This is a genomic window from Streptomyces sp. NPDC002754 (assembly GCF_053592315.1).
This window is the reverse complement of sequence record NZ_JBSFVM010000030.1, coordinates 71,842-85,143: the sequence shown is the minus strand read 5'-3', so window position 1 is coordinate 85,143 and position 13,302 is coordinate 71,842. Positions and strand designations below refer to the sequence as shown.

Genomic DNA, 13,302 nt, shown 5'->3' with positions numbered 1-13,302 from the left:
GCATACGCGATCGTGCCGTCCGCACGGTGCTGGAACCAGTCCGGATGCTTCTGCACCCACGGATGATCCGGCGAGCACTGCAACGCGAAGTCGAGAGCCACCTCCATGCCCAACTCCCGCGCCCGGCCCACGAAATGGTCGAAGTCCTCGAAGGTGCCCAGGTCCGGATGGAGCGCGTCGTGACCGCCCTCGTGCGAACCGATCGCCCATGGCACCCCCACATCATCCGGGCCCGGCGACAGCGAGTTGTTCGGCCCCTTGCGGAACGTGCTGCCGATGGGGTGCACGGGCGGCAGATACACCACGTCGAAACCCATCGCCGCAATGGCCGGAAGCCGCCGCGCCGCCGTACGGAACGTCCCACTCACCGGCCGCACGCCCGGCTTCACGACGGCACCCTCGGACCGCGGAAAGAACTCGTACCAGGACCCGAACAACGCCCGCTCCCGCTCCACGAGCAACGGGAAGGACCGGCTCTCGGACAAGCGCTCGAGCAGCGGAACGTCCTCCAACGCGGCACACACCACAGGGGCGGTGGCCGCGGCCAACCGGTCCAGTGGGCTCAGGTCCGCGTCGCTCAAGGCGTCAACTGCCGCGCTCAGCACCGCGCGTGTCTCGTCCACGGCGTCTCGGGCCAGCGCCCGCTCCAGGAGCACGGCACCCTCTTCCAGAGTGATCTCGCAGTCCACGCCGGCGCCCACCTTGATCGCGGCGTCCCGCATCCAGGTACCCACGGGGTCGCGCCACGCCCGCACGCAGTAGCTCAGCCGGCCGGGGCTCTCCGCACTCACCTCGGCGCCCCACCGGTCCGTCCCCGGAGCAAGCAGTGTCATCGGCCACCGGCTCACCTCAGCCCCGTCGGGCGTACGCAGCACGACCTCGGCTCCGAGGACCCCGTCACCCTCGACGAAGATCAGCGCCGTGACCGGGAAGCACTCCCCCACCACCGCCTTGGCCGGGCGCCGGCCCGCGTCCACGGACGGCTTCACGTCCTCGATCGGGATGGGGACAGAGACGGGGACGGGGACGGGGACAGCGGGATTCGACAGCGTCGTCATGCGGTGTCACCTTTCCCGGCGGTTGAAGGCGAGTGGCCCGAGGTCTGCGCCGCTTCGGCGGCCTCCCGGCCGCATCTCGCACCCGTGGCCCGGCACAGGGCGGCGACGGCGCGCTCGAAACCCTCGCGCGCGCCGGGATCGTCCGGCGAAACCAGGAACCGGCGCTCCCAGAAGCGGTAGCTCACCAGGCACTGACCAACCTGTCCGGTGACACGCGGTGTCCCCATGGGTTGTCCTCCGGGCCTCCGTGACGCCGAACCCGGTGGGCTCGTGGGCCGATCACGGAGAGGGCACACATCGTCACCCTCGGCAGCTCCTCCACTCATGGTGCGACGCCGTCGGCGATCCGTCCTGTTGAACGCAAAGTGGCCGGTCGGACACGCTCCGGTTGCACGAATGGAGTACAGCGCACAGGCTGATCGATGTCTCTCAAGCGATCCATGCCCACGGTCCGTGCGCTCGGTTCCACCGTGCCGGATCGAGCCGTGGGCTACGCGGTGAGGAGCAGGAACCATGCATCAGTCAACGCCCCGCTACTACCACATCGCTGTGGAGCCGACCCCTGAGCGGGTCGGCCAGATCCAGCGAATAGTCGCCGCGCACACGCGCTACTGGGGGCTCGAGCGGCTGACCCCCTCGGCGACTCGTGGTCTCGGTCTTCTGCTGGAACTCGCCGTCCAGGGACACCCGGACAGCGACAGCAACATCGAGATCGAGGCGTGGTGGAACGGGCAGCACTTGTTCAACGCCGTGTCCTATGAGGACCCGGCGGCGAAGCCCTCGCGGAGGCTTCCCCGGCACTGCTCGGCGCAGATTGCGGCCCTGAGCGACGGGTGGGGCAGCTGCACCCAGGACATCCGGCGCATCGTGTGGTTCTCGCTGCGCAGCAGGACCGGTGTGCGTGAGGTTCTCGTGCCCAAGCACCCCGTTCCGGACGCGAGCGAAGCGCTCCGCGTGCCGCTGTCCTCGCCCCCGTGCCCTGCCCCGGAGTCCGTGCGGGTCGAGGCAGGCGCCGCTTCGTGACCGCACGACGGGCGGACGCGGCCCGCGTGCACAGCGGGCGCCCCTACCCCCTCGGTGCGACCTACGACGGCCACGGCACGAACTTCGCCTTGTTCAGTGCCGTGGCCGACGGTGTGGACCTGGTGCTGCTGGACGCCGATGGCGCCGAGCACACCGTGCCCCTGCCCGAGGTCTACGGTTCCGTGTGGCACGGCTACGTACCGAACACCGGGCCGCCGCAGCAGTACGGCTATCGCATCCACGGCCCCTGGGAGCCGGCCTCCGGCCACCGGTGCGACCCCACGGCGTTCCTTCTGGACCCCTACGCCAAGGCCGTCCATGACCGCTCCGGCGCGGCGGGGGCCGACGGGCAGGGCCTGTGCGGGGTGGTCGTCGACCCGGCCTTCGACTGGTCCGGCGACACACCTCCGGATCACGCGTACGCCGACTCCGTCATCTACGAGGCACATGTGCGGGGCCTGACCGCGGGACACCCCGGTGTGCCGAAAGACCTGCGGGGCACTTACGCGGGCCTGGCCACGCCCGCGGTGCTCGACCATCTCACCGCGCTGAAGGTGACGGCGGTCGAGCTCCTGCCGGTGCACCAGTTCGTGCAGGACGGCTTTCTTCGAGAGCGCGGACTGTCCAACTACTGGGGCTACAACACGATCGGCTTCTTCGCACCACACCACGCCTATGCCGCCGGCGGCACTCTCGGCGAACAGGTCACGGAATTCAAGAGCATGGTCAAGTCGCTGCACGCGGCCGGCCTCGAGGTGATCCTCGACGTGGTCTACAACCACACGGCCGAAGGGAACGAGAACGGTCCCACGCTGTCCTTCCGCGGCATCGACAACGCGTCGTACTACCGTCTCTCCGAGGACGACTTCAGCCGCTACTACGACACCACGGGCACCGGCAACAGTCTCCTCATGCGCCACCCCAACGTCCTTCAGTTGCTCATGGATTCACTGCGGTACTGGGTCACCGAGTGTCATGTGGACGGATTCCGTTTCGACCTCGCGGCCACGCTGGCCCGCCAGTTCCACGAGGTCGACCGGCTGTCGGCCTTCTTCGACCTCATCCAGCAGGACCCTGTGATCAGCCGCGTCAAGCTGATCGCCGAACCCTGGGACCTCGGCGAAGGCGGCTACCAGGTGGGCAACTTCCCGCCCCTGTGGTCCGAGTGGAACGGCAAGTACCGCGATTGCGTCAGGGACGTCTGGCGGGCCCAGGAGGGCGTCCTGCCCGAGTTCGCCTCCCGGCTCACCGGATCCTCCGACCTCTACCAGCACGAACGTCGCCGTCCACGGGCCAGCATCAACTTCGTCACCGCCCACGACGGCTTCACGCTGCGGGACCTCGTCTCCTACAACGAGAAGCACAACGAGGCCAACGGCGAGCAGAACAACGACGGTGAGAGCGACAACCGCTCCTGGAACTGCGGCGCGGAGGGACCGACCGACGATCCGGCCGTCCTTACGTTGCGTGCCAGGCAGCAGCGCAACCTTCTCGCGACCTTGGTGCTGTCCCAAGGTGTCCCGATGCTCAGCCACGGGGACGAGTTGGGCCGCACCCAGCAGGGCAACAACAACGCCTACTGCCAGGACGGCGAAACGACCTGGATCGACTGGGACCTCGACGACGAACGCGCCTCGCTCCTGGCCTTCACACGTGACCTCATCGAACTGCGGGCCACCCACCGCGTCCTGCGCCAACGCCGCTTCTTCCGCGGCGAGCCCTCCTCGGGCGACGGCCACGACCACGCCCTGCCGGACCTGGTCTGGCTGCGCCCCGACGCGACCGTCATGACCGAGGAGGACTGGGGCCGTCCCGACGCGCACGCCTTGTCCGTCTTCCTCAACGGGGACGCCATCAGGGAACGGGACAGCTGCGGAGAGCGCGTCGTCGACGACTCGTTCCTGCTTCTGTTCAACTTCCACTGGCGCGCGACGGAGTTCCGGCTGCCGGAGTCCTCGTACGGCGCTTCCTGGGCGACACGGATCGACACCGCGGCGCCCGACTGCGTGGACGAGTCCGAATACAAGGCCGAAGCGACGGTCCGGCTGGACCCGCACTCCTTGGTGGTCCTGTCCCACCAACGCCGCGACAGTTGAGGCGAAGTCGCGGGTGTCGGCACTGCGGCGCCGGCTTCCACTCGGGACGTCAGCGGTCCGACTGCGCGTCGGGGGCGGGCGCGCCGGGGCTTCGAAGCGCAAGTGACGCGAACGCCTCGTCGACCAGGGCGGACAGACCCACACGCCCGTCGAGGTGTGTCCAGCGTTCGACGGCGACGATCAGGCAGTCGATGGCCGCGGCCGTGGCCACTTGGAAGCTGATGTCGACCTCGTCGGGACGGCCCGCGCGCTCGGCGAGGATCGCGGCCAGGATGTCGCGCCAGCGGGCCATCATCTCCAGGCGGCGGGCCCGCAGCGCGGCCGACTCGGAGATGAGGCGGGCCTGGGCGAGCCGCTCGGCCGAGTTGTCGTGTGACGGCTGGACGAAGGCGTCCAGCGCGTGGCGCAGCGCGACCCAGTTGTCCTCGCCGGCCGGACGGGCGCGCAGCGTGGCGGCGGCGGCCTCGCAGTCCGGCTCGAAGGCGCTCATGACGGCTTCTTCCTTGCTGCCGAAGTACCGCAGGAACGTACTGCGCGACACTCCGGCGACAGCGGCCACCTCACCCGACGTGACCCGGTCGAACCCCTCGCGGCAGAACAGCTCGACGGCCACTTGCGCCAACCGGTCCCGGACGGCCGCCCGGGCGATGTCCCGCGTACTTGTCATGCCTGCTGCCTCGGTCACCCGTCGATGCTACCGCCGCGGGAACGTCGGCCACAGACAGGCGCGAGACACTGTTTCTTTTGTGAGACGGTGTGTCACCATGAGGTCGACACGCCGCCTGCGGTGCACCGAGCCGGCTCGGCATCAAAAGGAGTCCCCCCACAATGAAGATCACCGTTGACGAAGAGAAGTGCTGCGGAGCGGGCCAGTGCGTCATGCTCGCGCCCGAGGTCTTCGACCAGCGCGACGAGGACGGCATCGTCGTCCTGCTGACCGCATCGCCCGCCCCGGACCAGCACGAGGCCGTGCGCGAGTCGGCCGGCGTCTGCCCCGCGGCCGCGATCCACCTGGCCGCGCACGTATGACGGCGCCGCGGAGCGTACTGGTCGTCGGCGCCTCGGCGGCCGGCCTCGGCACCGCCGAAGCGCTGCGCCGCAAGGGCTACCGGGGTCGGCTGACTCTCATGGACGGGGAGTCCCAACTGCCCTATGACCGGCCACCGTTGTCCAAGCAGGTCCTGTCCGGGGCCTGGGAACCGGAGCGCGCGCGGCTGCGTACGCGGGAGGCGCTGGACGCGCTGGACGCCGAGTTCGTGCTCGGCGAGCGGGCGGTCGCCTTCGACGCCGCCCGGCGCACGGTACGGACGGCCTCCGGGCGTGAACTCGGCGCCGACACCGTCGTCCTGGCCACTGGGCTGCGGGCCCGCACACTGCCCGCCCCTGAGGGCCTGCGCGGACTGCACGTCCTGCGCACCCTCGACGAAGCGGTCGCGCTGCGCGGCGCCCTGCGCACCGTTCGGCGGGTCGCCGTGGTGGGCAACGGAGTCCTGGGCTCGGAGATCGCCGCGACCTGCGCGGGACTCGGCTTGGAGACCACCCTGGTGGGGCTCCAAAAGGCCCCCATGCAGGACCAGTTCGGCCCGCGCGCCGCGCAGGCGCTCGCCGAACTCCACCGCCGGGGCGGTGTGCGCCTGGTCAACGGCACGGCGATCGACGGTCTCGTCGAGGAGGCGGGCCGGGTCGCGGGCGTGCGGCTGCCCACGGGCGAGGCCGTGCCCGCCGACCTGGTCGTGGCCGCCGTTGGCTGCACGCCCGCCACGCAGTGGCTGTCCGGGAGCGGACTCGACCTGGAGGACGGTGTGGTGTGCGACGCGCACTGCCGCGCCGCTCCCGGTGTCTACGCGGCCGGGGACATGGCCCGTTGGTACCACCAGGGCATCGGCACCCGCCTCCGGCTGGAGAACCGCACCAACGCCACCGCCCAGGCGGCCGTCGTCGCGGGGAACATCCTCGGTGACACCACCGCGTACACACCTGTGCCGTACTTCTGGACCGACCAGTTCGACGCGAAGATCCAGGTGTTCGGCTCACCCGCGCCCGACGCCGAGATGACGGTCGTCGAGGGCGAGGAGGGCGGCCGGTTCGTCGCCCGCTACGAGCGGGCGGGCCGCGTCCACGCCGTCCTGGGCTGGAACATGCCCAAGCAGACCCGACAGCACAGCCATCAACTCACCTTCACCGCCCAGGCATCCGCGAAGGCGTCCACGACCGCTTGATTTCAACACCCCGGCGTCCACCACCGCCCGACGCGGACGCCGCCGACGTCACGACCTCAGACCCCACCGGAGGACGAACATGACCACCGCGCACGAGGGCGCCGCCCCCGCCGCCGCCCTGCCCGAATTCCCCCACCCGCGTTCCCCCGGCTGCCCGTTCGGCGTCTCGCCGAAGATGCGCGACCTCACCGACCTCGGGCCCGTCAGCCGGGTCAGGTCCTGGGGCGAGAGCACCCCGTGGGTCGTCACCCGGCACGCCGAGCAGAAGCTCCTCGGGGGCGACCCGCGGCTCAGCGCCGACCTGACCAACCCGAACTACCCCAGCCCTGTCGACCCGGCGATGCACAGCGGTGGCGGAACCGACCTCAGCTTCGTCGGGATGGACGACCCCGAGCACGCCAGGCTGCGCCGCATGGTCAGCGGCGCGTTCACCATCAAGCGGATCGAAGCCCTGCGCCCTGTCGTGCAGAAGATGACCGACGAATTCATCGACACACTCCTCGCCGGCCCGAACCCCGCCGACCTGGTGCAGGCGCTCGCGCTGCCCATCCCCTCCCTCGTCATCTCCGAACTCCTCGGAGTCCCCTACTCCGACCACGAGTTCTTCCAGGTCAACAGCAAGACCCTCGTCTCCGCCACAGCCACCGCCGAGCAACGGGGCGCCGCCCACGCCAATCTGGCCGGCTACCTCGACGAGCTGGTCGGAAGGAAGATGACCGAGCCGGGCGACGACCTGCTCTCCCAGCTCGGCCGGCGCATCGAGGCCGGCGAACTGACCCGGCACGGGGCGGCCGCCATGGGCGTGCTCCTGCTCCTCGGCGGCCACGAGACCACCGCCAACATGATCTCGCTGGGCACGCTGCTGCTGCTTGAGCACCCCGACCAGCTCGCCGTCATCCGGGACACCGACGACCCGAAGGTGGTCGCGTCGGCCGTCGAGGAGCTGCTGCGCTATCTGTCCATCGTCCATCTCGGCCGCCGCAGGACGGCACTTGAGGACATCGAGATCGCGGGCCGGACCATCCGCGCGGGCGAAGGCGTCATCCTCCTGAGCGAGTTGGCCAACCGCGACCCCGAGGTCTTCGCCGACCCCGACACCCTGGACATCACCCGCAACCCGCGTCAGCACCTCGCGTTCGGCACCGGCCCCCACCACTGCGCGGGCCAGCCACTCGCCCGGATGGAACTCCAGGTCGTGTACCCGACCCTGTTCCGCCGCATCCCGACACTGCGCGCCGCGATCGACGTCGACCAGGTGCCCTTCAAGTACGACGCCGTCATCTACGGGATCCACGAACTCCCCGTCACCTGGTGACCGGCCCCCGGGCAGGCCGAGTTCAGGGCGCGTCGTAGCGGGCGAGCGCGGGGCGCCGGGGCGCGTCGCCCGTGTCCGAGGAGTTGTTGAAGGTGACGCCTCCAACGGCGAGGACCGTACGGGTGCCTGGGATCAGCCTGGTCGTGGCGACCTCGAAGGGTTGCCCGAAGTCGTACTTCCGTTTCGGCTTCGGCACCTCGGACGGCTCGGGCAGTCGGCCCGGATCGGCCAGCTTGCGCACCTTCCCGTCCTTGGTGCGGCGTGCCCGTGAGTCCAGGAGCAGCCCGCCGGTTCCGTCGGGAACGGTCGTGGAACTCGTGAGACCCCGGCCGAAGTCGGGAATGCCTACCTTTCGCCATGCGTCGCCTTCCCTGGTCAGCACGATGGTCTCGGCATCGGGCTCCTCGTCCACCTCGCCGTGGTTGAAGTCGTGGCTGCCCAGCGCCCACAGACGATCCCTCACAGGGTCGTGGACAATGGTCTCCAGCACGGCGGCCGCCTCGGGTGGGACGGGGTCGGGGAAGTGGTACGAGGGGGTGGGCAGCCGTTGCCAGGCATCGCCCGCCCACCTGGCTGTGGCGAGCTGCGGGTAGTCCTCGTCCGTCGACCCGGCCGCCCAGACACGAGGGGATCCGTCCTCGGCGGACGCGACGGTCAGCGCGGCGACCGGGAAGCCCGGATCCGGCACATCCCAGCGTTCCCCGTTCCAGCGCACGAGCTTGCCGTGGACGATGACCCACAGGTGCGCTCCGGAGGCGACACACCAGGCGCCTTGCGTCGGCATGCCGGACATGTGGTTGCCAGTGACCGCCGGAGAGTCGGGGAGTCGCTGCCACGCCCCGTCCTTCCGGTGGAATACAGCGAGTTGCTCGTCGTCCACAGTGCGCTGTGCGAGCCAGAGCTGGCCGGAGTCCCCGGCGGCCAGAGCCCAGAGAGAGCGTCGGCCGCCCTCGATGAGCTCGCCGGGCATCGCGGGCTTGCTCCACCGTTTGCCGTCCCAGTGCTCAAGGAACGGAGTGAAGGACGGCAGGCGGGTCCCCAGCAGCCACAAGTCGTCCCTCGACGTGACGGACAGTGCCTGGTACGAGGCGCGCTTCTCGGACGAGAGGTGCGTATAGCGCCAAGCCCCACTCGTCGACCGGGCCGACGCCGTGTCGGCCGCGGGCGGCAGCTCACCGAGCCGGGCCGGATCGGTGCTGGGCGGGACGGAGGAGGCCTGCTTCTCCCCGCTCCCGCCCACGTCGTTGCCCTTGCCGCAGCCGGTCAGCGCGAAGGCCCCGGTGGCCGCTGTCGCACCGATGAGTGTGCGGCGGGAGATCAGAGAATCCTTCATGCGCGACGACTGTAGTACCGGTCGGCGGCCAGTTGGCGTCTCGGGTGTCGTCGGCCCAGTACTACGGTTCGCGGAGCTTGAATCTCTGGATGTTCCCGCTGGCCCTACGCGGATTCGCCTCGCTCCACCTGAACCGGCGCGACCGCCCGGCCCACACACTCCCGCAGCAGCACACGCCGCTGCTCGTGCACGGCCTCGGGCTCCTCGGCGGAGGCGGCGTAGACGTTGCTGACCGGCGACCAGGCCATGGACATGGCGATGACCATGGCCATCACGTCGAAGGGGTCGCCCTCCCTGACGCGCCCCGCGGCCTGGGCCTCGGCGATGGCGCGGAGCTTGTGGTCGTCGTGGTGGTCGTGGTCCTGCACGAGGTGCCCGGTCGGGCGCCGCTCCAGGCGTGCCCAGGTCGCGAGGCGGATCAGGTCGGGGCGGGCGAGGTACTCGTCGTAGAGGCGCACCGCCCAGTCGGCGAGATCCCAGGCGTCGATGGGGGCGACGTTGACGATCCGCTCCAATGACGCGAAGAAGATCGCGTCGAAGAGCTGCTCCTTGTTGCCGAAGTAGCCATAGAGCTGCGCCTTGTTGGTGCGCGCGGCGGCGATGATCCGCTCGACGCGCGCGCCGGCGATGCCGTACTGGGCGAATTCGAGGGTGGCGGCGTCGAGGATGCGCTGGTACGTCGCGCTTCCCCGCGCGCTGGACGGCTGATCGGGCATACGACCCAACCTACCAGGGCAGCAGACCGACCCGTCTGTTTGCTTCCCGCCGCCGGTGCGTCTACGTTAAACAGACTGAACAGTCTGTCTGAGAATCCCCGAGGAGATCGACATGCGTTCCACGACCGGATGGCAGGCGGACGGCGCCGCGCGAACCCTGCGCCGCACGACAATCGCGCGCCGGGATCTGCGCCCGGACGACATCGCCGTGCGCGTCGAGTACTGCGGTGTCTGCCACACCGACCTGCACGCGTTCCAGGCACACACCGGCGACGCGAAGGGCATCCTCGTCCCCGGCCATGAGTTCACCGGAGTGGTGACCGAGGTCGGCGACGCGGTCTCCGGCTTCACGGCGGGCGATCCCGTGGCCGTCGGCAACATCGTCGACTCCTGCGGCACCTGCCCCATGTGCCGGGCCGGCCAGGAGAACTTCTGCCGTGAGTTCCCGACCCTGACCTACGGCGGAACCGACCGACAGGACGGATCGGCCACGCTCGGCGGCTACTCCCGCGAGTATGTGGTGAGCCATCGGTTCGCGTACCGACTCCCCGCGGGCCTCGACCCGGCCGCCACCGCCCCACTCCTCTGCGCCGGTGTCACCGTCTGGGAGCCGCTGCAAGCCCTCGGGGTGGGCCCGGACAGCACGGTGGCCGTCGCCGGTCTTGGCGGCCTTGGACACCTCGCGGTCAAGATGGCCGCCGCACTCGGCGCCGCGACCACCGTCATCAGCCGCACACCAGACAAGGCCGACGAGGCGCGCGGACTCGGGGCGACCGGCTTCGTCGTCTCCACCGACCCGGAACAAATGGATGCGGTACGCGACCGGTTCGACGTCGTCATCGACACCATCTCCGCCCCGCACGACCTGGCCCCGTACCTGCGCATGGTCGCCATGGACGGCGCCCTCAGCCACCTCGGTCACCTCGGGCCGGTGACCGTGGACACCATGGACCTGCTCATCGGCCGCAAGAAGCTCAGCTCCGCGGGCAGCGGCGGGCGCCCGTCCACCGCCGCCATGCTGCGCTTCTGCGCCGAACACCACATCACCGCGGACGTCGAGGTACTGCCGTCGTCCCAGGTGAACCAGGCCCTCGAACGCCTGGAACGCAATGACGTCCGCTATCGGTTCGTGCTCGACATGTCCGACCTGGACTGAGGACGGGCGGTCTGTCGAACGACGGGCCTGGCGCCTTCCGGTTCCGGCCGAACGAGCCCCATCTCCGGAGGCGGTCGGTTCAAGTCGCTGCTGTAACGCAAGGCGGGCACTCGTGGTCGAACAGGACGGCTACCGGGGCGTCGGTGTCCCCATCAAACTGAGCCGCACCCCCGGCCGGGCCGCGGCACCACCGAGTCCGGCAGGCGGTGACACCAAGGAGGTGCTCGCGGCGGCCGGTTGCACGCCGGAGGAGATCGCGGAGGCGCTGGAGGGGGGTGCGGTGGTGGCTCGGGACGGCGGGCCGAGCACCCCGCGGTGGGAGTACTCGGCCCGGTCATCGCGCCGTTCGACCGATTCGGGTGACGCGCAGAATTCGCCCCTGGTCGGCTACTCGACTACTCGGCCGCCCTGACGTCGATGAGGACCTTGCCCACCGCCCCGCCCTCGACGGCCTCGTGTGCCTTTGATGTCCCGGTCAGCGGGAAGCGTGCCAGCGGCAGACCGGCCTCCGCACCCGCCCGCAGCGCACCGGCCGCGACGGCCGCAGAGACGGCGGCCACGCCGTTGCGCATCGACTCGGCCGGGACCGTGTAGAGGGACAGACCGTGCCAGTCCAGGTTCCGGCCGAAGGTGGCGCGGAGCGGAAGGCGCAGTTCGTCGCCGCCGTTGTTGGCGTAGAAGGCGATCGTGGCGTTGTTCCTGGTGACCGCCAGGTTCAGCTCGGCGTTGACCGCCGGGGCGACCTCGGCGACGAGGTCCACGCCGTCGGGCGCCAGGTCGAGGATGGCCTTGGCGGCGTCCTGCGTACGGTAGTTGACGATGTGGTGGGCGCCTGCGGCCTTCGCCAGGTCGGCCTTCTCGGGGGAGCTGACGGTCGTGATGACCGTCGCCCCGGCCCAACGGGCCAGCTGGATCGCGGCGTTGCCGACCGCGCCCGCTCCCCCGGCGATCAGCACGGTCCGGCCGTCGAGCGCGCCGGGCGACAACCGGTCAGGGCCGTCGCCGGCGAGGGTGAGCACACGGTGGGCGGTGAGCGCCGGGACGCCGAGCGCCGCGCCCAAGTCGTAGTCGGCCCCGTCCGGGAGCGGTACGGCGCGCTCGGCCGGGATGGTCAGGTACTCCTGGGCCGTACCGCCGTCGGGGCGCCCGGCCGCGGAGAGGTACAGCCACACCCGCTCACCGATCCGCGCGGAGTCGACTCCTTCGCCGACCGCGTCGATCCGGCCCGCACCATCCTGGTTGGGCACTTGGCTCTCACCGTCGCCGAGGCTCCCCGAGACCCCCGCCCGGACCTTCCAGTCGGTGGGGTTGACCCCGGAAACGTGAACCTCGACGCGGACCTCGCCGGGGCCGGGGTCGGGGACGGGGCGCTCCTCGATCTTCAGTACCTGGGAGTCGCCGTTGCTGTTGTACACGATCGCCTTCATGCTCTGGGCAATCACCGGGTGGGGTCGCCGTATTCCCGGACGGGTGGACACCCCAACTCGTGGGCGGTTCACGACGTTGAGTCGACCCCCCGCTACGAGGTGTCACCGCCCGCTGGTTGAATGGCACATGCCACTTACGGCAATCACACACTCACGGGGATCAACGGGGAACCGATGAACAACACGCACGTCCTGTCCGTCCGCCGCGCCGCCACCGCGCTCGCCTGCGCCGCCGCTCTGGTGTCGTTGACGGCCTGCAACAGCGGTTCGGACAAGGCCTCGGACGGCGACAGCAAGTCGTCGACCGCCGCCGACAAGCCGGCCAAGGCCGACGCCAAGCCGAACGGCGCCGACAAGCTCTCCGCCGTCGCACTGCGCACCAAGGGCACGGAGACGAAGGCCGCCGCGGGGTCGGCCCACGAGGTCATGTCGCGCTCGGACGCCAAGTCCGACCTGCGGCTCTCCGCCTCGGAGTGCACCGGCACGGTCGACCTCAAGGACATGGGCTCCTTCGAGGTCATCCGCAAGGGCAATGATGTCTGGGGCAAGGTCGACTCCACGTTCTCCACCTGGGCCAAGAAGAACGGCGCGGGCACCATCAAGGCCGACCAGTGGATGCACGGTTCGCCGACCGCCGCGCTCACGAAGGTGTTCGCGAGCTACTGCCACGGCGAGCAGTTCGGCAAGCCGGAGAAGAACTCCCTCGAGCTCACGAAGGGTTCCGCCACCAAGGTGGCGGGTCAGCCCGTCGCCACGGCTGTCGCCAAGGGTTCGGACGCGAGCAAGCAGGCCACGTTCAGCGTCGCCACCACGGGCAAGCCCTACCTGCTGCAGCAGGTGAGCCCGTACAGCAATGGCACCGGCATGACGACCATCACGTGGTCCGACTTCGGCACGACCGTCGGCGCGAAGGCCCCGAGCGGCAAGATCGTGAACGCCCCGAACATCTGATCCCGGGG

At 70.1% G+C, this 13,302-nt stretch carries 14 protein-coding genes; 8 read left to right on the top strand and 6 right to left on the bottom strand.

What is annotated here, in order from left to right; genetic code table 11:
* Positions 1-1,058, bottom strand: a 1,058-nt coding sequence (locus ACWD2L_RS34595; RefSeq protein WP_451193085.1) for a maltotransferase domain-containing protein, incomplete at its 3' end; no start/stop codon positions are given.
* Positions 1,055-1,285, bottom strand: a complete 231-nt coding sequence (locus ACWD2L_RS34590) for a hypothetical protein (protein ID WP_451193082.1) — start codon at positions 1,283-1,285, stop codon at positions 1,055-1,057. The genes ACWD2L_RS34595 and ACWD2L_RS34590, both read right to left, overlap by 4 nt.
* A gap of 286 nt (positions 1,286-1,571) precedes the next feature.
* Here ACWD2L_RS34590 and ACWD2L_RS34585 point away from each other — a divergent pair, with 286 nt between their 5' ends.
* Together ACWD2L_RS34585 and glgX are read left to right on the top strand one after the other, a co-directional pair.
* Entirely contained in the window at positions 1,572-2,081 is a 510-nt protein-coding gene (locus ACWD2L_RS34585) for a pep a2 (RefSeq protein WP_451193080.1), read from the top strand.
* Complete coding sequence (gene glgX / locus ACWD2L_RS34580; protein ID WP_451193077.1) at positions 2,078-4,177, top strand: glycogen debranching protein GlgX; 2,100 nt, start codon at positions 2,078-2,080, stop codon at positions 4,175-4,177. The genes ACWD2L_RS34585 and glgX overlap by 4 nt, the downstream gene beginning before the upstream one ends.
* Positions 4,178-4,226: 49 nt before the next feature.
* Here glgX and ACWD2L_RS34575 read toward each other — a convergent pair whose 3' ends face one another.
* A complete protein-coding gene (locus ACWD2L_RS34575) occupies positions 4,227-4,862 on the bottom strand; it encodes an acyl-CoA-like ligand-binding transcription factor (protein WP_451193074.1) in 636 nt (211 codons plus the stop codon).
* 143 nt (positions 4,863-5,005) lie between these two features.
* Here ACWD2L_RS34575 and ACWD2L_RS34570 point away from each other — a divergent pair, with 143 nt between their 5' ends.
* The 3 genes from ACWD2L_RS34570 (at position 5,006) to ACWD2L_RS34560 (ending at position 7,711) form a co-directional block, all read left to right on the top strand.
* Positions 5,006-5,206, top strand: a complete 201-nt coding sequence (locus ACWD2L_RS34570) for a ferredoxin (protein WP_451193071.1) — start codon at positions 5,006-5,008, stop codon at positions 5,204-5,206.
* Entirely contained in the window at positions 5,203-6,396 is a 1,194-nt protein-coding gene (locus ACWD2L_RS34565) for an NAD(P)/FAD-dependent oxidoreductase (RefSeq protein ID WP_451193069.1), read from the top strand. The genes ACWD2L_RS34570 and ACWD2L_RS34565 overlap by 4 nt, the downstream gene beginning before the upstream one ends.
* Before the next feature lie 79 nt (positions 6,397-6,475).
* Positions 6,476-7,711: a cytochrome P450 gene (locus ACWD2L_RS34560; protein ID WP_451193066.1), complete on the top strand. Its 1,236-nt coding sequence runs from the start codon at positions 6,476-6,478 to the stop codon at positions 7,709-7,711.
* A 22-nt stretch (positions 7,712-7,733) separates the two neighbouring features.
* Here the strand turns inward: ACWD2L_RS34560 and ACWD2L_RS34555 are convergent, their stop codons facing one another.
* Together ACWD2L_RS34555 and ACWD2L_RS34550 are read right to left on the bottom strand one after the other, a co-directional pair.
* Positions 7,734-9,044: a hypothetical protein gene (locus ACWD2L_RS34555; RefSeq protein ID WP_451193063.1), complete on the bottom strand. Its 1,311-nt coding sequence runs from the start codon at positions 9,042-9,044 to the stop codon at positions 7,734-7,736.
* 104 nt (positions 9,045-9,148) lie between these two features.
* Positions 9,149-9,760, bottom strand: a complete 612-nt coding sequence (locus tag ACWD2L_RS34550; protein WP_451193060.1) for a TetR family transcriptional regulator — start codon at positions 9,758-9,760, stop codon at positions 9,149-9,151.
* A 112-nt stretch (positions 9,761-9,872) separates the two neighbouring features.
* On the opposite strand from ACWD2L_RS34550, the gene ACWD2L_RS34545 reads away from it, so the two are divergent.
* Together ACWD2L_RS34545 and ACWD2L_RS34540 are read left to right on the top strand one after the other, a co-directional pair.
* A complete protein-coding gene (locus ACWD2L_RS34545) occupies positions 9,873-10,916 on the top strand; it encodes an NAD(P)-dependent alcohol dehydrogenase (RefSeq protein ID WP_451193057.1) in 1,044 nt (347 codons plus the stop codon).
* Positions 10,917-11,028: 112 nt separating this feature from the next.
* On the top strand, positions 11,029-11,328 hold the full coding sequence (locus tag ACWD2L_RS34540) for a hypothetical protein (protein ID WP_451193054.1): 300 nt from the start codon (positions 11,029-11,031) through the stop codon (positions 11,326-11,328).
* Here ACWD2L_RS34540 and ACWD2L_RS34535 read toward each other — a convergent pair.
* A complete protein-coding gene (locus ACWD2L_RS34535) occupies positions 11,312-12,343 on the bottom strand; it encodes an NADPH:quinone reductase (protein ID WP_451193052.1) in 1,032 nt (343 codons plus the stop codon). The two genes, ACWD2L_RS34540 and ACWD2L_RS34535, sit on opposite strands and share 17 nt — an antisense overlap.
* A gap of 174 nt (positions 12,344-12,517) precedes the next feature.
* Here ACWD2L_RS34535 and ACWD2L_RS34530 point away from each other — a divergent pair, with 174 nt between their 5' ends.
* Positions 12,518-13,294, top strand: a complete 777-nt coding sequence (locus tag ACWD2L_RS34530; RefSeq protein ID WP_451193049.1) for a hypothetical protein — start codon at positions 12,518-12,520, stop codon at positions 13,292-13,294.
* The last annotated feature ends 8 nt before the right edge of the window (positions 13,295-13,302 follow it).

Coding starts and splice junctions, on each gene's coding strand:
- ACWD2L_RS34590 (WP_451193082.1), bottom strand. CDS start 1,285: ATGGGGACACCGCGTGTCACCGGACAGGTTGGTCAGTGCCTGGTGAGC.
- ACWD2L_RS34585 (WP_451193080.1), top strand. CDS start 1,572: ATGCATCAGTCAACGCCCCGCTACTACCACATCGCTGTGGAGCCGACC.
- ACWD2L_RS34570 (WP_451193071.1), top strand. CDS start 5,006: ATGAAGATCACCGTTGACGAAGAGAAGTGCTGCGGAGCGGGCCAGTGC.
- ACWD2L_RS34565 (WP_451193069.1), top strand. CDS start 5,203: ATGACGGCGCCGCGGAGCGTACTGGTCGTCGGCGCCTCGGCGGCCGGC.
- ACWD2L_RS34560 (WP_451193066.1), top strand. CDS start 6,476: ATGACCACCGCGCACGAGGGCGCCGCCCCCGCCGCCGCCCTGCCCGAA.
- ACWD2L_RS34555 (WP_451193063.1), bottom strand. CDS start 9,044: ATGAAGGATTCTCTGATCTCCCGCCGCACACTCATCGGTGCGACAGCG.
- ACWD2L_RS34550 (WP_451193060.1), bottom strand. CDS start 9,760: ATGCCCGATCAGCCGTCCAGCGCGCGGGGAAGCGCGACGTACCAGCGC.
- ACWD2L_RS34545 (WP_451193057.1), top strand. CDS start 9,873: ATGCGTTCCACGACCGGATGGCAGGCGGACGGCGCCGCGCGAACCCTG.
- ACWD2L_RS34535 (WP_451193052.1), bottom strand. CDS start 12,343: ATGAAGGCGATCGTGTACAACAGCAACGGCGACTCCCAGGTACTGAAG.
- ACWD2L_RS34530 (WP_451193049.1), top strand. CDS start 12,518: ATGAACAACACGCACGTCCTGTCCGTCCGCCGCGCCGCCACCGCGCTC.